The organism is Duganella sp. AC917 (genome assembly GCF_979258245.1).
Genome location: NZ_OZ409848.1, coordinates 5,451,532 through 5,472,228, shown reverse-complemented (window position 1 = coordinate 5,472,228; position 20,697 = coordinate 5,451,532). Strand labels below are relative to the sequence as shown.

General features: G+C 64.4%; 18 protein-coding genes. 7 read left to right on the top strand and 11 right to left on the bottom strand.

The window, feature by feature from the left end:
• Nucleotides 1-8: 8 nt before the first annotated feature.
• From ACZ0BA_RS23950 to ACZ0BA_RS23925, 6 genes are all read right to left on the bottom strand, one after another.
• The gene (locus ACZ0BA_RS23950; protein ID WP_463453649.1) at nucleotides 9-287 is read right to left on the bottom strand and encodes a hypothetical protein; all 279 of its coding nucleotides are present in this window, start codon (nucleotides 285-287) and stop codon (nucleotides 9-11) included.
• Nucleotides 288-306: 19 nt separating this feature from the next.
• On the bottom strand, nucleotides 307-1,851 hold the full coding sequence (locus tag ACZ0BA_RS23945) for a type II and III secretion system protein family protein (protein ID WP_463453648.1): 1,545 nt from the start codon (nucleotides 1,849-1,851) through the stop codon (nucleotides 307-309).
• 7 nt (nucleotides 1,852-1,858) lie between these two features.
• On the bottom strand, nucleotides 1,859-2,689 hold the full coding sequence (cpaB, locus tag ACZ0BA_RS23940) for a Flp pilus assembly protein CpaB (RefSeq protein ID WP_463453647.1): 831 nt from the start codon (nucleotides 2,687-2,689) through the stop codon (nucleotides 1,859-1,861).
• Nucleotides 2,686-4,068 (bottom strand): ATP-binding protein, encoded by a 1,383-nt coding sequence (locus ACZ0BA_RS23935; RefSeq protein ID WP_463453646.1) that lies wholly within the window; start codon nucleotides 4,066-4,068, stop codon nucleotides 2,686-2,688. Before ACZ0BA_RS23935 ends, cpaB begins: the two co-directional genes overlap by 4 nt.
• Before the next feature lie 100 nt (nucleotides 4,069-4,168).
• Entirely contained in the window at nucleotides 4,169-4,699 is a 531-nt protein-coding gene (locus ACZ0BA_RS23930) for an A24 family peptidase (RefSeq protein ID WP_463453645.1), read from the bottom strand.
• 59 nt (nucleotides 4,700-4,758) lie between these two features.
• Nucleotides 4,759-4,941: a Flp family type IVb pilin gene (locus ACZ0BA_RS23925; protein WP_463453644.1), complete on the bottom strand. Its 183-nt coding sequence runs from the start codon at nucleotides 4,939-4,941 to the stop codon at nucleotides 4,759-4,761.
• A 470-nt stretch (nucleotides 4,942-5,411) separates the two neighbouring features.
• Here ACZ0BA_RS23925 and ACZ0BA_RS23920 point away from each other — a divergent pair, with 470 nt between their 5' ends.
• A complete protein-coding gene (locus ACZ0BA_RS23920; protein ID WP_463453643.1) occupies nucleotides 5,412-6,455 on the top strand; it encodes a GGDEF domain-containing protein in 1,044 nt (347 codons plus the stop codon).
• A gap of 17 nt (nucleotides 6,456-6,472) precedes the next feature.
• Here the strand turns inward: ACZ0BA_RS23920 and ACZ0BA_RS23915 are convergent, their stop codons facing one another.
• A complete protein-coding gene (locus ACZ0BA_RS23915) occupies nucleotides 6,473-7,693 on the bottom strand; it encodes an HD-GYP domain-containing protein (RefSeq protein WP_463453642.1) in 1,221 nt (406 codons plus the stop codon).
• Between the two features lie 134 nt (nucleotides 7,694-7,827).
• Here ACZ0BA_RS23915 and ACZ0BA_RS23910 point away from each other — a divergent pair, with 134 nt between their 5' ends.
• The 4 genes from ACZ0BA_RS23910 to ACZ0BA_RS23895 all read left to right on the top strand — a co-directional run bounded on the left by ACZ0BA_RS23910 (nucleotide 7,828) and on the right by ACZ0BA_RS23895 (nucleotide 16,329).
• Complete coding sequence (locus ACZ0BA_RS23910; protein ID WP_463453641.1) at nucleotides 7,828-8,760, top strand: LysR substrate-binding domain-containing protein; 933 nt, start codon at nucleotides 7,828-7,830, stop codon at nucleotides 8,758-8,760.
• A gap of 189 nt (nucleotides 8,761-8,949) precedes the next feature.
• Entirely contained in the window at nucleotides 8,950-12,513 is a 3,564-nt protein-coding gene (locus ACZ0BA_RS23905) for an indolepyruvate ferredoxin oxidoreductase family protein (RefSeq protein WP_463453640.1), read from the top strand.
• A gap of 78 nt (nucleotides 12,514-12,591) precedes the next feature.
• Entirely contained in the window at nucleotides 12,592-15,891 is a 3,300-nt protein-coding gene (gene icmF / locus ACZ0BA_RS23900) for a fused isobutyryl-CoA mutase/GTPase IcmF (protein WP_463453639.1), read from the top strand.
• A gap of 42 nt (nucleotides 15,892-15,933) precedes the next feature.
• On the top strand, nucleotides 15,934-16,329 hold the full coding sequence (locus tag ACZ0BA_RS23895) for a TraR/DksA family transcriptional regulator (RefSeq protein WP_463453638.1): 396 nt from the start codon (nucleotides 15,934-15,936) through the stop codon (nucleotides 16,327-16,329).
• 42 nt (nucleotides 16,330-16,371) lie between these two features.
• Here ACZ0BA_RS23895 and ACZ0BA_RS23890 read toward each other — a convergent pair whose 3' ends face one another.
• Nucleotides 16,372-16,704 carry a hypothetical protein gene (locus ACZ0BA_RS23890; protein ID WP_463453637.1) on the bottom strand — a complete coding sequence of 111 codons (333 nt, stop codon included), beginning with the start codon at nucleotides 16,702-16,704 and terminating at the stop codon, nucleotides 16,372-16,374.
• 130 nt (nucleotides 16,705-16,834) lie between these two features.
• On the opposite strand from ACZ0BA_RS23890, the gene ACZ0BA_RS23885 reads away from it, so the two are divergent.
• Nucleotides 16,835-17,305 carry a hypothetical protein gene (locus tag ACZ0BA_RS23885; protein WP_463453636.1) on the top strand — a complete coding sequence of 157 codons (471 nt, stop codon included), beginning with the start codon at nucleotides 16,835-16,837 and terminating at the stop codon, nucleotides 17,303-17,305.
• A 16-nt stretch (nucleotides 17,306-17,321) separates the two neighbouring features.
• On the opposite strand, the gene soxR is transcribed toward ACZ0BA_RS23885, so the two are convergent.
• On the bottom strand, nucleotides 17,322-17,759 hold the full coding sequence (gene soxR / locus ACZ0BA_RS23880; RefSeq protein ID WP_463453635.1) for a redox-sensitive transcriptional activator SoxR: 438 nt from the start codon (nucleotides 17,757-17,759) through the stop codon (nucleotides 17,322-17,324).
• Nucleotides 17,760-17,829: 70 nt separating this feature from the next.
• Here soxR and ACZ0BA_RS23875 point away from each other — a divergent pair, with 70 nt between their 5' ends.
• Entirely contained in the window at nucleotides 17,830-18,231 is a 402-nt protein-coding gene (locus ACZ0BA_RS23875) for a RidA family protein (RefSeq protein ID WP_463453634.1), read from the top strand.
• A 157-nt stretch (nucleotides 18,232-18,388) separates the two neighbouring features.
• On the opposite strand, the gene ACZ0BA_RS23870 is transcribed toward ACZ0BA_RS23875, so the two are convergent.
• Both ACZ0BA_RS23870 and ACZ0BA_RS23865 read right to left on the bottom strand, forming a co-directional pair.
• Nucleotides 18,389-19,402: a substrate-binding domain-containing protein gene (locus ACZ0BA_RS23870; RefSeq protein ID WP_463453633.1), complete on the bottom strand. Its 1,014-nt coding sequence runs from the start codon at nucleotides 19,400-19,402 to the stop codon at nucleotides 18,389-18,391.
• A gap of 170 nt (nucleotides 19,403-19,572) precedes the next feature.
• A complete protein-coding gene (locus ACZ0BA_RS23865) occupies nucleotides 19,573-20,676 on the bottom strand; it encodes an MBL fold metallo-hydrolase (protein ID WP_463453632.1) in 1,104 nt (367 codons plus the stop codon).
• Nucleotides 20,677-20,697 lie beyond the last annotated feature (21 nt).

Sequence of the window (20,697 nt, the reverse complement as noted above, 5' to 3'; positions counted from 1 at the left end):
GCCGCCCCTTATTTGCCGTCGCCGCTGATCATGAAAGCCGGCGCCGTCGGCGCGGCGCCGCTGAAGGTGCGCTGATACCGTTCGTACGCGCCGTGCGCGGCCTTGCCGTCCATGCCGGCCACCGGGTCGGCGTTGCGGCGCGCCCCGGGATCGATGATCTGCTGCGCCATCGCGGTGCGGGTGCTGCTGCCGAACTGACTGTCCCATTGCGGCGTGGACCTGCCCAGCGGCGTGTTGACGCAGGCGGCCAGCGCGCATACCGCCAGCATGCTGAGTAAGATTCGCATAATGATTCCCAAGAGGTGATTAACGTTTTTCAGTCGTCGACGAAGGCGCCGGCGCCGGCGCGCCTTCCATTTTCCCGCCGAGGAAGAGCCGCGCGCGGCCTGGCGTGGTCGCGCCATCGGTCGGCAGCCTGTAGTCGGCCGGCAGTGGCTTCACCAGATGCGGCGTGACCACAAACAGCAATTCGGTGCGGTCCTGCTGGAAATCGGTACTGCGGAACAGCGCGCCGAGCACCGGTATCTCGCCCAGTATCGGCAGGCCGTGGATATTGGTGGTGCGGTTGTTCTTGATCAGGCCACCGATGGCGAAGCTCTGGCCGTCGAACAGTTCCACCGTGGTGGAGGCGCGCCGCGTCGTGATCAGCGGCAGGACGGCGCCGCCGGAGAAGCCGGCCGCCGAGACGCCAACGCCCTCGCGCGATATCTCCGACACTTCCGGCGCCACCCGCAGGTTGATGCGGCCGCCGGCAAGCACCGTCGGCGTAAAGCGCAGGCCGACGCCGAACTCCTTCTCCTCCAGCGTCACCTTGTTGTTGTCCTGCGCGACCGGGACAAATATCTTGCCGCCGGCCAGAAAACTGCCTTCCTGGCCGCTGATCGCCATCACCGTCGGTTCGGCCAGGATGCGTACCATGCCTTCGTTGCGGTCCGCTTCGATGCCCACGCGGTTGCCGTCCGGGCGGCCCATGCCCAGCATCCCTTTCAGCGTGGCGCTGAAGAAGTTCGCTGCCAGCGTGGTTTGCCAGCTGCCGCCGCCCACGCTCACCAGCAGCCCCGCCTCGAGCTTGTCGAGCAGCGTCTTGGACACCTCGGCGATCTTCACCTCCAGCATGACCTGCTGCGGCGCGCTGACGTTGAGAAAATTGACGATGCGCGTGCCGCCTGCGGCGTTACCGGCCGCGCCGCCTTTGCCCTCCGGCGACGACGCCGGCGCGCCCTTCTCGCCGGCGCCACCAGCCAGGGCATGCGCCGGCCGGCGCACGAAAGCGGCCGCCAGATCCAGCACGCGTGCGGCCGTTTGCGCATCGTCGACCATGCCGCTGATGACCAGCGTGTCGCCGGCGGCGCTGATGTGGATGTTTTTCTCTGCCGGCATCAGTGCGGCGATCGACGCCTGCAGCGCCGATGGATCGATGCCGACCACCACTTCGACCACGTTGCACATGCCGCTGCGGCCCTGCACGATCATATTGCTGGTGCCGATATCGACGCCGACCACATATAGCGTATCCGGCGCCACCAGCATCGTCTGCAGCACGGCGGGATTGCCGACGCTGCGCGCCTGCACCGTCTCGGGCATGCGCATCAGCGTCGATTTCCCCAACTGCAGCGTCATGCTGCCCGGCGCGGCGGCCTGGCCGCTGCAGCGCAATCCGCCGCCCTCCGCCGGCCCGGCTGCGGGTTTGGGGACGGGCGTGGCCGCCGGCTTCGGCGCGGAGATCGGCGGGGGCGCCGGCGCTGCGGCCAGCGGGCCCGCAGGGGCCAGGGCGGCCGGCGTGACCGCGTGCAGCGGGAGCGTTGCCGCCGCCAGGATCAGCAGGGCCGGAATGCGGAGTATATTTTTCATGGCGTCCTCACAGGCATTCCTGCGTGCGCTGCATGCCGACGATGACGCCGACGCAAGCGCGCGCGCGTGGAGCGGCCGCCACCCGGGGCGGCGGCTTGGCCTCGACCGGGGGTTCGGCCGCCGGCTCGGCAATCTGGACGACGGCGCCAAGCAGCGAGGACTTGGTGGCGCCGTCGGTGACGCCCGGGCGCGGATCGACCTGGTTGCGCAGCACCAGCGACAAGGTGCCGACGCTGCGCGCCAGGTCCAGGTTCTCCGCCTGCGACGGCGTCACTTCCAGCGTGACGGCATTGACCACGCGCGGCTTGGTCTCGTCGCGCCCAACTTCCTGGGCGACGGCCAGCACCAGTATCCGTTCCAGTACGATCTTGGAGATGGCGTTGTCGTTACCGTGGCCCGACGACTGCGTGTTGACGAGGATATCGACGAAATTGCCCGGCAGCGCGAAACCGGCAACGCCCACCACGTCGTTGACGCGCACCGTGATGGCCCGCTTGCCTTCGGTGATCAGCGCCGACAGGCCGCCCATCGTGCCGGCCGGCGCCAGCTTCATTTCGCTCAGAGGTTCGTCGCGCAGCACACTGGTTTTCAGCACCCGGCCCACCAGCTTGGACGCGTCGTGCAAGGCGCCGCGCGGCAGGTTGTCGACCGGCCAGTCGAGCGATTTCATCATCTCCGGCGTCAGGCGCTGACCGAGGCTGACGTCGGCGGCGGCCACCACGATGCGGTTGGCCGTCGTCGGCGTCTGCCGCAGCAGCCAGCGCGACGCCATCAGCACCGCCGCCAGTCCGAATATGACGGCCAGCGCCATCATCCACAGTGCGCGTCGGTTCTTCATAGGATGTGTTGGGCCAGTTGGTCGAGGGTGTCGCCGCCATCGAGGGGGACGATGGCGAACGGCGCTCCGCCGCCGGCGAACATGCTGCTCCACGCCTGGTCGATGGCGGCGATGGACAGGCGCGGCGTCTCGCCGTTAAAGCCGGCGAAATCGACGATGCGGCCGATGATCTCCTTCGGGCCGCTGGCCAGCAGCGGCAAGCCGCTGCCGGCGTGCAGTTCGTCGATCAGATAGCCCAGCGACGCCTCGTCGTAGGCCACGCCGGCGCCCAGGCAGCGCTGGCGAAACAGCGTGCGGTAGTTGGCCGCGCCCAGCGCGCCGACCGCGATCTTGTAACCGACGCGGCGCAACGCCGAGGCGTCGAGCAGCGCGCCCGGCGGCTGGCTGGTGGCGAACAGGAGCCGGATCCGGCACGGCGCGCTGAAATGGTAGCCGCCCGCGAGCGACAACCGGCTGCGCTGCAGTTCCTGCGCCTGCGACAGGCGGTTGAACAAATCGGTGGACGACATGCGCTGGCGGCCCAGGTCATCGACGATCAGCAGGCCGTTGTTGGACATCAGCTGGGGCGGCGCGCGGTAGCAGCCGTTGGGCGTGTCCGGCTGCGGGTCGAGCATGTCCTCGCTCAAGTCGCCGTCGAGCGCCACCACGGGCCGCTGGCACAGCACCCAGCGCGGATCGCTGCTGCGCCGCTCGGGCGCCTGGCGCACCTGGCGGGGCAACGGCGCGCGATGCTGCGCCGGATCGTAGACCTGGATGATGTCCTGCCCCACCATCAGCGCGTGCGGCACCGCGACCAGGCCTTGTTGCATGGCGCCGAGGCGCCGCGCCAGCGTCGATTTGCCGCCGCCGGACGGGCCGTACAGCAGCATGGTGCGGCCGGAGTACATGGCCGCGCCGAGCATCTGCTGCACCGCCGGCGCCAGGAAGTCGTCGGCGAATTCGACGGCCAGATCGGCCGCGCACAGCGCCGGCGCCTGACCGGCCTGGCGTTCGACCATGGTGCGGTAGGCCTCCAGCGTGACGGGCGCCGGGCCGACGTAGCGGCAGCGCTCCATCCATGCGCTGGCGCGCTGCTTGCCGCCGGCCGTCAGTTGATACTGGACGTCGATGTCGGACTCGCCGCGCCACGCCACCTCGGCCACATGCTCGGCGACCAGGAAATCGAGCGCTTCGCGCAGCACATTGATCGACAGGTGCAGCTTGGTGGTGAGCACCGGCAGATGGGTCCTGCCGCCGACGTAGATGGCCTTGGCGATCAGCTCGACAATCAGCTGTTGCGGCAGGCCGGTGTCGCGCAAGGTTTTGGGCTGCGGCGGCAGCGCGTGGCTCGGCTCGGTTTCCGCAGTGGATGCATAGGGTGAGGAATCGAGGCTGAGCATGGCGGTCTCCGCAGACTAAATTGTTTCATTGAGGAATTAAGTCTATCGGGCGGGGCCCGGCGGGCATTGATGCGCAGCAAACCCTGACCAAGCGTGTCGATCAGCGATGCGCCCACGCCACAAAGCCGCCGGTGCCCAGCGCGATGGCCACGCCGTAGGGAATGCCGCCGACGCTGGTCATGGCGCACAGCGGCACCGGCGCCAGCGGCAGGCCGAGCAGGCGCCACATCATCGGTTTGCAAATCAGCACGACATTGCGCCAGGTCTCACGCCAGCGGCCGATACAGAGCAGCATCAGCACCGCCATGACGCCGCCGATCAGGTAGGCCAGCACGCCGATGTGCAACGCCGCCTGCGGGCCGACAAAGGCGCCGACCATGGCCATCAGCTTGACGTCGCCGGCGGCCATGCCACGCAACAAATAAAGGGGGAGAAATAAAAAAAAACCGGCCAACATGCCAGCCAGCCATTGCGATAAGGGCGCCCAGTCCTGTCCGCCGAGCAGATGCAGTATCATCGCCAGGAAAAGGCCGCTTAAGATGAGGACGTTGGGAATCTTGCGCATGGCTAAATCGGTCACCGCAGCTTGGGCGACCAAACAGATCAGGATGACTTCGATGGCGTTCAGCATGGGAGGCTTTCGGACGAAAAAAAGGCTTTCCAGCCGGGGCGACCGGAAAGCCAGGCGGTTTACGTACTTGCGGCGATGTCGTCCGAGATGGACTGGAAAGCCGCGATCAGTACCGGCTTGAGGATGGTGAACGCGGCGACCACCGCGGCGACCATGGTCGCCGCGATCAGGCCGTATTCGATGGCCGTAATCCCCTGTTCGTCCGAAGCAAACGCCTTCGCTGCTGCGATAAGTGAGTTCATGATGTACTCCCTGGTTGAGTCGATAAAAAATCCTTCTGACACGGACGGCCGGCCTGTAGACCGCCGTTTCCGCGTCATTGAGATCACTATACGACTAGCAGCTTTGTAGGAATTGATGTGACGCAAGTTTTCCGCAGGGAACTATTTGGGTGATTTTGACCAACAAGGCGCGCGGCTTGTTGCGTAACTGGCGCATGTCAAACGATAGGCGGGCTCGTTCTTGTATACTGGAAACATCCAGAGACCGGGCTTTGCTGTAGGAAAATGGTCGCAATACGCTTCCAGGACGTTTTTTTTCGCACACAAGAATTGCCTTGATTGCAAAAAGCTATTATCCTGCTTAGCTGTTCTTTGGAAAGGCCCGTATTGCTACTCTACCGTGCGCCTGACTATCGGAGAAATCGTGTCTGATAGGCGTGAACAAAGCGTGGCTGACCGCAAGGTTGTGTGTTAATTTTCCAGAGAAGAAAATGGATTCCCTACTGAAACACATGGTGGACATGACCGGCCACCGGGATCACACGATGCTCGACATCTCCGTGATTTCGGCGGTGCAGGAGCTTGCCCGCGCCAGTCAGGCCCGCGTGCTGACCTTGGCCACCGTGCGTGGCAAGGTCTTCGTGCGCGCGCGCGCCATGATCGTCGCCGGCGAGCCGGCCCGTATGGTAGATAACAGCGACCTGCACCATCCCGGCGATCCGATCGAGAACTTCCCGGCGCTGGCGCATTGCATCGCCCACCACGAGTCGGGCGCCGACATCGCCAACGAGGCCGGCGAGCATACGCTGTGGCTGCCGATCTGGCTGGGCGACAAGGCCGACACCTGCCTGGAGATCGTCAATCCGACGCCATATACCAGCGATACCATCCACATCATCGGCGGCATCGTCAGCGTCTACCGCAACTTCCAGAATCTGCTCGACTACAGCGAGCGCGATTCGCTGACGGGCCTGCTCAACCGCAAGACCTTCGACGACCAGCTCTCCAAGATGCTGGCCGCCAGCATCGCGCAGGATTCGGTGACCCTGCCGGGCGAGCCGGAGCGCCGCCACCCCGGCGATGAGGAAAAGCAATGGCTTGCGGTGGTCGATGTCGACCATTTCAAGCACGTCAACGACCGTTTCGGCCATTTGTACGGCGATGAGGTGTTGATCCTGATCGCCAACCTGCTGACCTCGTCGTTCCGCGCCCAAGACCGCGTGTTCCGCTTCGGCGGCGAGGAATTCGTCGTGCTGCTGCGCTCGACCACGCTCGACAACGCTAAAAAGATCATCGAACGCTTCCGCCTGAACGTGGCGTCGCATGATTTCCCGCAGGTGGGCAAGGTGACGGTAAGCGTGGGCTTTGTCAGCATCAGCGCGCTTGAGGCGCCGGTGATCATTCTGGGACACGCCGACCAGGCGCTGTACTACGCCAAGAGCCATGGCCGCAACCTGGTGTGCCACTATGACGAGCTGCTAAGCGGCGGCCTGTTGCAGACCACCGCTTCGAACGATACGGCCGAATTCTTCTGATTTGTCGCTAAAAGGCGTCAGGCCAGCGTCAAAAACCGCATCGGATCGACATTCCACTTGGCCGCCGACTCGTGGCCGACGATCTTGTCGCCGCCGCCAAAGCCCAGTCCCCGCGACAAATCGACCGTTTCCGGCTTGATGTACAGATTCTGTTTGGTGTTGAAGAAGACGTTCACCTTCGGCGCCAGCAGATTGGTCTCGTGTGGCTCCACCACCACACCGAGCCTGCCGGACTCCAGCATCACCATCGTTCCCACCGGGTAAATGCCGACGCAACGCATGAATTCCTGCGCGTACTGGGGATTGAAATGGAATTTGCTCCACTCGTAGATCTTGCGCAGCGCCGCCGCCGGCGACATGCCTTTGTGATAACAGCGATCGGCGGTGATGGCGTCGTAGACGTCGACGATGGCGGCCATTTGCGCCAGTTCGCTGATTTCCTCGTTCGCCTGCTTGCTTGGGTAGCCGCTGCCGTCGCGCCGTTCGTGGTGGTGCAACGTGATGTCGAGAGGAATCGGCCCCACCTCGGGCGTCTTGCGCAAGATGTCGTAGCCGTCGCTGGGATGGCGCTTGATCACGGCGAACTCTTCGTCGGTCAGCGGCCCCGGTTTGTTGAGGATGGAATCGGGCACCAGCGCCTTGCCGGTGTCGTGCAACAAGCCGCCCAGGCCGGCCTGATGGGTTACCTCGGCGGCGATGTTGCGCGAGCGGCAGAACGCAACGAGCAGCGTACAGACGCTAACGGAGTGCAAAAACGTGTAATCATCCTTGGTTTTGATGCGCAGCAAGCCCACCAGCGCGCCTGGATTGCGCAGGATGGACTCGGTGATGTTTTGCACCACGGGCTCCACCTGGTCGAGTTCGATCGCTTTGCCAAGGCGGGCGTCCTGCATCACGGTGCGCACCAGGGTCGAGGCCTGATGGCGGATCTGCACCGCGCGCTGCATCTCTTCACCCAGCGAGACACGGGTGATGACAGGCGTTTTGGCCGCGATTTCGACGATTTCACGCTCGGTCGCCGCTTGCGATTCGGCCAGTGTCGGCGCATCCTGCACGTCGAGGCCCCGTCCGCTGTCGATGACGACGTCGTGGATGCCCGCGTTGAGGATCTTGCGGATCTCGTCTTCACTGGTCAGCAGAAACCGGTTGCGGACAAACGGGTGCGTCATCCAGTCGCAACTCAGGTCATGTATATACATGCCCACTTTTAGCTGGGAAGAGTCGACTTTCTTTAACATTCGGGCACCCGCGAAAGGTCTGGAGGGAGGACAATCTAGTTTCAGTATAACAAATAGTTTCCTGTCAGGATCATATTTGCTAGTGCTACCATATATTTATCCATGTCAACCACGCATCATCGCAGCGCCACACTATGGAACTACGTCAACTTCGCTACTTTGTCGCCATCGTCGACCACGGCTCGCTATCGCGGGCGGCGCTGGTCTTGCATGTCGCCCAACCGGCGCTGACGCAGCAGTTGCGCCAGCTCGAGGAGGAGCTGGGCGTGCAACTGTTGCACCGTTCGGCCCAGGGCGTGCTCAGCACGGACGCCGGCAAGATCTTCTACGAGCACGCACAAGCCATCCTCAAGCAGGTGGCCGACGCCCGCTCGGCCGTCACGCAATCGGCCGAGCGGCCCAGCGGCGCCGTCACGCTGGGACTGCCGCACAGCATCTCGGGCGCGCTGGCGCTGCCGTTGCTGACGGCCGCGCGCGCCACCTATCCGGAGATCACACTGCAGCTGACGGAGGAGCTCACCGGCAACCTGAGCGAGCAGCTCAAATCGGGCAGGGTCAACCTGGCTGTGCTGTTTGACGACGGTCAACTGGCGCAATTCGCCACCACGCCGCTGGTGGAGGAGGAACTGCAGTTCATCTGCCGCGCCGACGCCGCCTTCGCGCTCGGCCAGGACGCGCTCACGCTGGAGCAGACCCTGGGCACCACCCTGATCCTGCCGGGCCTGCAGCACGGCGTGCGTCCGCGCATCGAAAGCATGGTGCGCGCGGCCGGGCTCAAGCTATCGAACGTGATCGAAATCAACTCCATCGCCATCCTCAAGTCGGCGCTGCTGGCCGACATGGGCGCCACGCTGCTGCCGGCGGCGCCGGTGCTTGACGAGTTGCAACGCGGCACCCTGCGCGCCCATCCCGTCCGGCAGCCGACGGTGTCGCGCACGGTAGTGCTATGCGCCTCGAAAAACATCCCGCTGACGAACGCCGCCGCCGCCATCAGCCGGCTGGTGCAGCAAGTCAGCATGCAGCTCTGCCAGTCAGGCACCTGGCCCGGCGCCAACCCCATCCGCTAATGTATTGCCCCCGCTCCTGGGTATCACTTTTTCTTATGGGGCGATTGGCAAACACTATTTCCGTATACGTCAACTCGCGCCCATACTAGGCTCAATTCCGCTCACCATGCGGCCCTGGCCCGATCCTGGCGCGCCTACCCGGCGTGACCAGGTTCAGGTGCGATCTGATACCCAAAACGGAGACTTCCCATGCCTGATACCACGGCAACCGGCCCTGCAACGTCCCCAAGAGACGGCAGCGCCCGACTTACAACCGTCAGCCTCGACGACAAATACACCGCGACCCAAGGCGACATCTTCCTGTCCGGCATCCAGGCGCTGGTGCGCCTGCCGATGATGCAGCGCGTGCGCGACCAGGCCGCCGGCTTGAACACGGCCGGCTTCATTTCCGGCTATCGCGGCTCGCCGCTGGGCGGCCTCGACGAGAACCTGTGGAAGGCCAAGCCGCATCTGGAGGCGCACCACGTGCAGTTCGTGCCGGGCGTGAACGAGGATCTGGCGGCGACCGCCGTATGGGGCTCGCAGCAGGTCGATTTGATCGGCGAGTCCAAATACGACGGCGTGTTCGCCATGTGGTACGGCAAAGGCCCGGGCGTGGACCGCTGCGGCGACGTCTTCAAGCATATGAACCACGCCGGCACGTCCAAACACGGCGGCGTGCTGCTGGTGGCCGGCGACGATCACGGTGCCTATTCGTCGACCCTGCCGCACCAGTCGGACCATTTGTTCTCGGCGTCGATGATCCCGGTGCTGTACCCGTGTAACGTGCAGGAGTACCTGGACCTGGGCATCCACGGCTGGGCGATGTCACGCTTTTCCGGCTGCACGGTGGCGTTCAAGGCGCTGGCCGACACGGTCGAATCGTCGGCCTCCGTCGATGCCGATCCGTTCCGCGTCGAGGTCAAGATTCCGCTCGATTTCGTCATGCCGGAGGGCGGCCTGAATGCCCGCCTGTCGAGCATTCCGCTGGGCCAGCAGGCGCGCAATCAGGAAGCGCTGATGCAGGACTATAAAATCTACGCGGCGCTGGCCTACGCGCGCGAGAACAAACTCAATCACACCACCATCACCAGCCCGAACGCGAAGCTAGGCATCATCGCGTCCGGCAAATCGTATCTGGACGTGCTCGAGGCGCTGGAGGAACTGGGCATCGACGAGAAGATGGCGGCCGACGTCGGACTGCGCCTGTTCAAGGTGGCGATGCCATGGCCGCTGGAGCCGGACAGCGTGCGCGAATTCGCCCAGGGCCTCGACGAGATCCTGGTGGTCGAGGAAAAGCGCCAGATCGTCGAGTATCAACTGAAGGAACAGTTGTACAACTGGCGCGACGACGTGCGCCCGCGCGTGATCGGCAAGTTCGATGAAAAAGGCGAGTGGGTGGCGCCGCGCGGCGAATGGCTGCTGACTTCCAAGGCCGACTTCTCGGTCTCGCAAGTGGCGCGCGTGATCGCCTCGCGCGTCAAGCGGCTGATTTCCGACCCCATCACCTGCGACCATATCAAGGCGCGCCTGACCTTCCTCGACGCCAAGGATGCGGTGCTGAAGAAGGCCATCAGCACGCCGTTCCGCCCCGCGTTTTACTGCTCCGGGTGCCCGCACAACACATCGACCAAGGTGCCCGAGGGTAGCCTGGCGCTGGCCGGCATCGGCTGCCACGTGATGGCGACGTCGATCTACCCCGAGTTTAACAAGCTGACCACGCACATGGGCGGCGAAGGCGCGCCGTGGATCGGCCAGGCCGCGTTCTCGAAGATTCCGCACGTGTTCCAGAACCTGGGCGACGGCACCTATTTCCATTCCGGCTATCTGGCGATCCGCGCGGCGGTGGCGGCCAAGGTCAATATGACCTACAAGATCCTCTACAACGACGCGGTGGCGATGACGGGCGGCCAGCCGGTCGACGGCATCACATCGGTACCGATGATCGCGCAGCAGATGGCGGCCGAAGGCGTCAAACGCATTGCGCTAGTCACCGAGGACTTAGGGCGCTACACCGACCGGGCCGCCCTGCCGTCGCTGGTCAGCCTGCACGACCGCAAGGACATGGACGCGGTCCAGCGCGAGCTGCGCGAGGTCGAAGGCGTATCGGTGCTGATCTACGACCAGACCTGCGCGGCCGAGAAGCGTCGCCGCCGGAAGAAAGGGGAGTTTCCCGACCCGGCCAAGCGCATGGTCATCAACGAAGCCGTGTGCGAAGGCTGCGGCGACTGCGGCGTGCAGTCGAACTGCACCTCCATCCTGCCGAAGGAAACGGAGTTCGGCCGCAAGCGCACCATCGATCAATCGTCGTGCAACAAGGACTACTCGTGCGTGAAGGGCTTCTGCCCGAGCTTTGTCACCGTCGAAGGCGGAACGCTGAAGAAAACCAAGACCGGCGTAAGCAAGGCCGATACCGACGACGGTTTCGGCGCGCTGCCGGAACCTGTGCTGCCATCGTGCGAGCAGCCCTACAACATCCTGATCAACGGCATCGGCGGCACCGGCGTGATCACCGTCGGCGCGCTGATGGGCATGGCCGCGCACCTGGAAGGCAAAGGCGCATCGGTGCTGGACATGACCGGCATGTCGCAGAAAAACGGGTCCGTCACGTCGCACGTCAAAGTGGCCAAGACCCCGGCGCACCTGCGCGCGCAGCGCATCGCCACCGGCGAGGCGGACGTCATCCTCGGCTGCGACATGCTGACCGCCGGCGCGGCGGACGCGGTGTCGAAGATGCGTCCCGGCCGCACGCTGGCCGTCATCAACCTGCACGAGCAACCGCCCGGCACCTTCGCGCAGAACGCCGACTGGCAGTATCCGGTGGCCGAAGTGCGCGCGCTGATCGAGGAATCGGTCGGCGGCCCGGACGCCGCCGATTTCATCGACGCCACCAAGCTGGCCACAGCGCTGATGGGCGACTCCATCGCCGCCAACCTGTTCATGCTCGGTTACGCCTGGCAGCGCGGACGGATTCCGCTGACCGAGGCCTCGCTGCTGCGCGCGATTGAACTCAATGGCGTCGGCATCGCGTCCAACAAAAAGAGCTTCCTGTGGGGCCGCCGCGCGGCGGTGGACCTGAAGCGCGTCGAGCGCGTGGCCACGCCAACGCAGGCGATCGTCGTGCAGATGCCGCAAAGCCTGGAGAATGTCGTCGCCAAGCGCGTGCAGTTCCTGACCGACTACCAGAACGCCGCCTATGCGACGGTGTACGAGCAGCTGGTGTCGCAGGTCAAGGCCAAAGAGACCGCGCTGGGTCTGGGCAACAAGCTGTCGACCGCCGTCGCCAAGTACTACTTCAAGCTGATGGCGTACAAGGATGAATACGAAGTGGCGCGGCTGTACACCGACGGACGCTTTGTCGAGCAGCTCAAACAGCAGTTCGAAGGCGACTTCTCGCTCAAGTTCAATCTGGCGCCGCCGCTGTTCGCCAAGAAGGACGCCAAGGGCCATCTGGTGAAAGCGGAATTCGGCTCGTGGATGTGGAGCGCCTTCAAGCTGCTGGCCAAATTCAAAGGCCTGCGCGGCGGCGCCTTCGATATCTTCGGCCGCAGCGACGAGCGCAAGATGGAGTGCGCGCTGATCGTCGAATATCGTGAGATGGTGACCGCTTTGATCGGGCAGCTGACCGCAGAAAACCACGCGCTGGCCGTGGAACTGGCGACGCTGCCGGAAAAAGTGCGCGGTTACGGCCATGTCAAGGAAAAGGCGGTGGCTGTCTTCCACGCCGAGAAGGCCCGCTTGATGGCGCAATTCGGCCAGCAGCGCGCCGCATGAACTTACAGGCTTACGTTAACGTAAACGTCATATAATAAAAAGACGACACAGATCGCCGCACAGAATAGAAGGGACACCATGAACGACCTCTCCGCTCCGACCATCGCAGCAGTGCCGGACCAGCCGCGCCTGAACAATAAAATCCGTTTCGTCACCGCCGCCTCGCTGTTCGACGGCCACGACGCCTCGATCAACATCATGCGCCGCATACTGCAATCGAACGGCGTGGAGGTGGTCCACCTGGGCCACAACCGCTCGGTCGACGAGGTGGTCACCGCCGCGCTGGCGGAGGACGTGCAGGGCATCGCCATCTCCAGCTACCAGGGCGGCCATGTCGAATACTTCAAGTACATGATCGACCTGCTGCGCCAGCGCGGCGGCGCCCACATCAAGGTGTTCGGCGGCGGCGGCGGTGTTATCGTCCCGGACGAAATCGCCGACCTGCACGCGTATGGCGTCACCCGCATTTTCAGCCCGGAGGACGGCCAGCGCATGGGCCTTGTCGGCATGATCCAGTGGATGGTGCAGCAGTGCGACATCGACCTGTCGCAGTACTCCCCGACGTCGCTGGCGCCGCTGCGCGAAGGTGACGTGGCCTCGCGCCACCGCCCGCTGGCGCAGCTAATCACCGCGCTGGAAAACGACAAGGCCGCGCCGGCGTTGCGCACGGAGATATTGGCCGCCGCCGAGGGCCTGCCCGTGCCGACCCTGGGCATCACCGGCACCGGCGGCGCCGGCAAATCGTCGCTGACCGATGAACTGATACGCCGCATCCGCCTCGACCAGGCCGACGCGCTCAATATCGCCATCATCTCGATCGACCCGTCGCGCCGCAAATCCGGCGGCGCGCTGCTGGGCGACCGTATCCGCATGAACGCGATCAATCCATGGGCCGCCAATGGCCAACCTCAGACGCGCGTGTTCATGCGATCGCTGGCCACGCGCGAGGCGGGCTCCGAAATCTCGGAGGCGCTGCCAGACGTCATCGCCGCCTGCAAGGTGGCCGGCTTCGACCTGGTCATCGTCGAAACTTCCGGCATCGGCCAGGGCGACGCCGCCATCGTGCCGCACGTGGACGTGTCGATGTACGTGATGACGCCGGAATTCGGCGCCGCCTCGCAGCTGGAAAAAATCGACATGCTCGATTTCGCCGACTTCATCGCCATCAACAAGTTCGATCGCAAAGGATCGCAGGACGCGCTGCGCGACGTCGCCAAGCAGTACCAGCGCAACCGCGAGCTGTGGAGCCAGCGCCCCGAGGAGATGCCGGTCTACGGCACGCAGGCGTCGCGCTTCAACGACGACGGCGTCACTGCGCTGTATCAGGGCCTGTTGCCGAAGCTGGCGCAATTCGGCTTGCCGACCAAGCCGGGCAAGCTGCCGGTGGTCGCGCTGCGCCACTCGAGCGGTAAAAACGTGATCGTGCCGCCGGCGCGCGCCCGCTATCTGGCGGAGATCGCCGACACCGTGCGCGGCTACCATCGCTTCACGCGCAAACAGGTGACCCTGGCGCGCGAACGCCAGCAACTGACCGAATCCAAACGGATGCTGGCGCTGGCGCATAAAACCGCCGATTTCGACGAGGTCATTGCGGAACGCGACGCGGCGATGGATGCCGTCGCCAAAAAGCTGCTGGCCGCCTGGCCGGAGATGCAGTCCGCGTACGCCGGCGACGACTATGTCGTCAAAATCCGCGACAAGGAAATCCGTACCCGCCTGGTGCAGCACACGCTGTCCGGCACCAAGATCCGCAAGGTCGCCCTGCCGCGTTATGAAGACCATGGAGAGATCCTGCGCTTCCTGATGCTGGAAAACGTGCCTGGCTCGTTCCCGTTCACGGCCGGCGTGTTCCCGTTCAAGCGCGAAGGCGAAGACCCGACGCGCATGTTCGCCGGCGAAGGCGACGCCTTCCGCACCAACCGCCGTTTCAAGCTGGTCTCCACCGGCATGGACGCCAAACGCCTGTCGACCGCATTCGATTCGGTGACCTTGTACGGCGCCGATCCGGCGCCACGCCCGGACATCTACGGCAAGGTCGGCAACTCCGGCGTCTCGATCGCGACGTTGGACGACATGAAGGTGCTGTACGACGGCTTCAACCTGTGCAGCCCGAGCACCTCGGTGTCGATGACCATCAACGGTCCCGCGCCGACCATCCTGGCGATGTTCATGAACACCGCCGTCGACCAGCAGATCGACCGCTTCGTCGAGGAAAACAAGCGCCAGCCGGACGCCGACGAAGCGGCCAGGCTGCGCGAATGGGTGCTGCAAAACGTACGCGGCACCGTGCAGGCGGATATCCTGAAGGAAGACCAGGGCCAGAACACCTGCATCTTCTCGACCGAATTCTCGCTGAAGGTCATGGGCGACATCCAGCAGTACTTCGTCGAGCACCAGGTGCGCAATTTCTACTCGGTGTCGATCTCCGGCTACCACATCGCCGAAGCGGGCGCGAATCCGATTTCGCAACTGGCGTTCACCTTGTCGAACGGCTTCACGTTTGTTGAGGCCTATCTCGCGCGCGGCATGAACATCGACGACTTCGCGCCCAACCTGTCGTTCTTCTTCTCCAACGGCATGGACCCGGAATACACGGTGCTCGGCCGCGTCGCCCGCCGTCTGTGGGCGGTGGCGATGCGCGATAAATACGGCGCCAACGACCGCTCGCAAAAGCTGAAGTACCACGTGCAAACGTCGGGCCGCTCGCTGCACGCGCAGGAGATCGACTTCAACGACATCCGCACAACTCTGCAGGCGTTGATCGCCATTTACGACAACTGCAACTCGCTGCACACCAACGCCTACGACGAGGCGATCACCACGCCAACCGACGAATCCGTGCGCCGCGCGCTGGCGATCCAGCTTATTATTAATCGCGAATGGGGCTTGGCGAAGAACGAGAATCCGAACCAGGGTTCGTTCATTATGGACGAGCTGACCGACCTCGTTGAGGAAGCTGTGCTGCAGGAGTTCGAGCGCATTGCTGAGCGTGGCGGCGTGCTGGGCGCGATGGAAACCGGCTACCAGCGTGGCAAGATCCAGGAAGAGTCGATGCTGTACGAGCACCAGAAGCACGACGGCACGCTGCCCATCATCGGCGTCAACACCTTCCGCAATCCGAAGGCGACGGGCGAGCCGCAGAAGATCGAACTGGCCCGCTCCACCGATGACGAGAAGCAATCGCAGCTCAAGCGGCTGGAGGAATTCCACAGCCGTCACGCGGCGCAGGCCCCGGCCGCGCTGGCCGCATTGCAGCAGGCGGCGATCGACAACGAGAACGTGTTCGAGAAGTTGATGGAGGCGGTGCGGGTGTGTTCGCTGGGACAGATCACCACCGCGCTGTTCGAGGTCGGCGGCCAGTACCGGCGCAATATGTAAGCCAACCAACCCTAGACTAACCAACCCGCAGGAGGAAGAACCATGCCAACACTTTCTGCCGAAACATCGGCCGAGCTGCACAAGCGGCTCGACAGCGCGCGTGACGACGTGCTCGCGCAAATCAGCACCCGCTCCGATAGCGACGGCGAACCGGTGCCGGTGTCCTTGCTGGCCCATCAGGGACAGCCGGACGACGTCTCGCAGGCCGCGTATCTGCGCGACGACCAGATGGCGCTGCTGGGACAGGAACGCGAATTGCTGCACGCAATCGATATCGCCAGGGGCCGCCTTGACGAAGGCGTCGCGAACGTTTGCGCGGTCTGCGGCGAAGAGATTCCCGAAGCGCGCCTGCTGGCGCTGCCAACCGCGCAAACCTGCATTCGCTGCCAAGAGCGCGCCGAAGCCGGCGGCCAGATACCGTCCTCGACAACCATGTAGCCAAGGCCGCCGGCCACCGCGGCCGGCGTCATGCCGCGCGCGTCACGCTTGGCCGGTACGGTCCTGCTGATCGACCGCGCGCACGTCGCGATCGCGCTCGGTCGCTGGTTTCTCTTCCCCACCGTTATCACTGTCCCCGCCCGGCGGCCGGCCCAAACCGGCACCGCCAACTTCGTCAATCGGAGCGCCGGCGCCGATGCCAGTGCTCACCAGCGCGGGGTCGTGCAAATCCTGCTCGGGCGTGTTGGACGCCACCACCTTATCGACATCGTCGTTCTGCAATGGATCGGGCGGATGGGTGGGAATCGGCGGTTGCAAATGCATGCGTTCCGGATCTTGCGGGTCAAGCTTTTCGTCGCTGTTGTGCTCGTTCATGCTGTTCTCCTCGTTTGCTGTGTCCTCGTAACAATGGGGTCGATACCTGAATCGTGCGCGCCGGAAAAGGACGCCAATTCACGACAAATTTTGGCAGAATTTATCAACGCATGAAACACCGGAGACCATCATGAGCAACGAGCAACGCGGTCAACAAAGCACTGCTGAGCAGCAGCCCGCGCCAGGAAACACACAAAAAGCGGAGCCGACGCGCAGCGATGTGCCGTCGGCCGGAACCCAGCCGGTAACGGCCACCGCCGGGCCGGACTTCGTTGGTGCGCCGACCACGGCGGCCCAGGTCGCCGCCACCGGTAGCGACGCGGCCGCCGGCGCGCGCCAGGCGGGCGGCGCAGGCGGTCCCGGCGGCGAAGGGCCGCGCCATCAGGGCGATGGGGTCGACGGCGTCGGCGCGCCCGGCACGCCCGGCGGCTCGCTTGCTGGCGGCGGCGACAACCCGGCGGTAGGCGCCTCGATAGCGGGCGGCACCGGCATCGGCCAGGCGGCCACGGCGGACGACACGCGCACCGGAACCGGCACGCCGTCCGGCCACGGCACGCCGCTCGCGGGCGGCGTCCCCGGCACGGATTCGTCCGCTCCATAGCGGACGGGCGAAACGCTCAATCGAAATGCGGCCCGGCTCCTTGCTGCGCCAACGCATCCTGGGCGTTGCGCAGCGGGCAGGCTTTCAAGGAAAGGCAGCCACAGCCGATGCAACCGTCGAGTTGATCGCGTAACTGTGTCAGCGTGCGGATGCGTTCGTCGAGTTGCTGTCGCCACGCCGCCGACAGCCGGCGCCAGTCGGCCACGGTCGGCGTGCGTCCGGAGGGCAGCGCATTCAGGGCCTCGGCGATGGCCGCCAGCGGCATGCCGACGCGCTGCGCCACCTTGATCACCGCCAGCCGGCGCAGCACCGCGCGCGGATAGCGCCGCTGATTACCGCTGGACCGCACGGAATGGATCAGGCCCTTGGCCTCGTAGAAGTGCAGCGCCGATACGGCCACGCCGGCGCGCTCGGCCAGTTCGCCGACGCCAAGCTCTTTCGGTGGAGATGCCATATAAAATCCTTGACCTCAAGTTAAGTTGAGATTTTATAGTGTTGGCACACTTCCCACACGAAAGGCCGTCATGACTCAGCTTTCCTTCATCAACCCGCCCGGTTTATACGACCCGCGTCCCAACGGATACAGCCATGTCGTCGTCGCCGAAGCGCCGGCGCGTCTGATCTACATCGCCGGGCAAGGCGGCGAAAACGTCGATGGCGTGCTCTCGGAAGATTTTGAAACCCAGGTAAAGCAAGCGCTGAACAATCTGCACACCGCATTGAACGCGGCCGGCGCCGGACTGGACAGCGTCGCCAAGCTCACGGTACTGATCGTCGATCATAGCGAAGAACGCCTGCGCATCTTCGGCGGCGCGCTCGGCGGCCTATGGGCAGACCACCCCGCCCCGGCCTGCACATTGATCCCGGTCCCGCGCCTGGCGCTGGACGGCATGCTGTTCGAAATCGAAGCGACGGCAATACGCTAACCCCACCGGGGTCAAGTCTGTCATTCGGACACGAGGTCAACGGTATCAGCTGGATACAGTCGGGGTTGTGTCCGAATGACAGACTTGACCCCCGTACCTGTATCTGCTGGATACAGTCGGGTTTGTGTCCGAATGACAGACTTGACCCCCGTACCTGTCAGGTCGCTAGATATGGCCCGACCGTCGTCCCGGCAAGAAACACCGGTTGCCACAGCTCGTGCAGTTCGCTTGCCGGTTTGCCGTCGATCAGCGCCAGCAGCATCTGGATCATGCGCGCGCCGGCCTTGGTCGGCTCCGGTTGATCGATGGTGGTGACATTGGCGCCGGCCAGGGTGTCGGCCATGCTGCCCCAGACGATGATCGACATTTCCTTGCCCATTTCCACCCCGGCGTCGCGCAAGGCGCGCACCGCGCCGATGCCGGCGATGTTGTTGTCGACGATGACGGCGCTCGGACGCGGCGAGCACGCCAGCAATTGCTGCATCGCTTGGTAACCGCTGCGCCGGTCGAGCGCGCTGTCGACCAGATAGCGCGGATCGACCGTCAGCCCCGCCGACGCCATCGAGGCGACGAAACTGTCGCGCCGCTGGCGCGCGAAGTTCATCTCCAGCGGCGCGCTGATCAGCGCCACGCGCTTGTGCCCCCAGGCCAGCAGGCGCTCCATCGCCATGCTGGTGCCGGAGGCGTTGTCATAGTCGAACCACGCGTAAGGCGCGTCGAGCTCGGTGCGACCGTAGGCGACGAACGGGAATTTGGACTTGCTGAGAAAGGCGATGCGCTCGTCGCGCACCAAGGTGCGGGCCACCACCAGGCCGTCGACCCGCCGGCCCAGCACGGTTTGCTGGTAGGCGCGCTGCTCGGCGTTCGGCGACACCGGCGCGATGATCAAATTCTTGCCAAGATCTTCCAGCGCGGCCGACATGCCGGACACAACGTCCAGGAACATGGGATCGCCCAGGTCGGACGGCAGCAGCGGATAAATGATGCCAAACACATTGGTGCGCCCCAGCGCGAGGCTGCGCGCGAGCGGATTCGGCTGGTAGCCGGCTTCCCTGGCGGCTTTCAGCACGCGCTCGCGCGTCCGGACATTGACCTCAGGGTAACCGTTTAACGCCCGGCTCACGGTGGTCTTCGACATGCCGAGGAACTTTGCCAGGAGCTGAAGATTCATAGAAAAACGCTCAATGTTGATCATTGATTATAGCGGCGCTGATGAGCTAGCCGCCATAGTGATCGTTAGTACCATTGAGAAATACAACACTCGCCGCCGGGCGGCCTCAGCCGAACGCGCAGGGCCTTTCCCCTGGCAAGCCGATCAGCGTGATGGCTTGGGCGCCTGGCCTAGGCGCTTGCCGCGGCAGCTTCGGCCGCTGCCGTTTCCCGCTCCACCAGCGGCACCCACCATCGACTATCCAACGTCGGCTGCGTGATATCCAGCGCGAGGCCGATCTCCGGCGTGGCCAGCGGCAGCCGGCGCTCGCCCGCCAGTTCCGCGATGCGGTTGAACGGGTCATGCCACGCGTGCATCGACAGATCGAAGGTGCCGTTATGGATCGGCATCATGACTTTGCCCTGCAAGTCGATATGCGCCTGCAACGATTCCTCCGGCTGCATATGGACGTCCGGCCATTGCGGGTCGTAGGCGCCGGTCTCGACCATGGTCAGGTCGAACGGGCCGTATTGACGGCCGATCTCCTTGAATCCATCGAAATAACCGCTATCGCCGCTGAAAAATATCTTTACGCCGCGATCTTCGATGACAAACGACGCCCATAGCGTCTTGTTGCGGTCGTTCAGGCCGCGCCCCGAGAAATGCTGGGCCGGCGTGGCCACCAGCTTCAGGCCGGCCACCTGGGTGCTCTGCCACCAGCTCAACTGCCGCACCTTGGCGCGCGGGATGCCCCAGGCGATCAGGCGGTCGCCCACACCCAGCGGCGTGATGAAGTGTTCGGTCTTGGCCGCCAGCTTGAGCACCGCCGCCTTGTCCAGATGGTCGTAATGGTCGTGCGACAGGATGATGCCCTTGATCGGCGGCAGCTCGTCTATGCTGATCGGCGGCTTGTGGAAGCGCTTCGGGCCGGCCCACTGCACCGGCGAGGCGCGCTCGGAAAACACCGGATCGGTCAGCCAGAAGTTGCCGTTGAGCTTGAGCAGCACGGTCGAGTGGCCCAGGCGGAACAAAGTGCGATCCGGAGCATCCAATAACTGGCGCTGCGTAATCGCGTGAACGGGTATGGCCTGGCGCGGCACGGTGTCGGCCGGCTTGTCGAACAGCACCCGCAACATCAGGCTCAAGCCTTGCATCAGGCCCATGGCGTGCATCTTGACCGGATTGCGGAATTTGCCGGTGCGCGTGCGCGGCGCGGTCGGCACGGACAGACCGTCGAGGCCTTCCAGGCCATCCAAACCGGTGGGGGACTTGGCGATAGCTGTTTGATAAGTCATCGTAACGCTCCAGGGCAGATA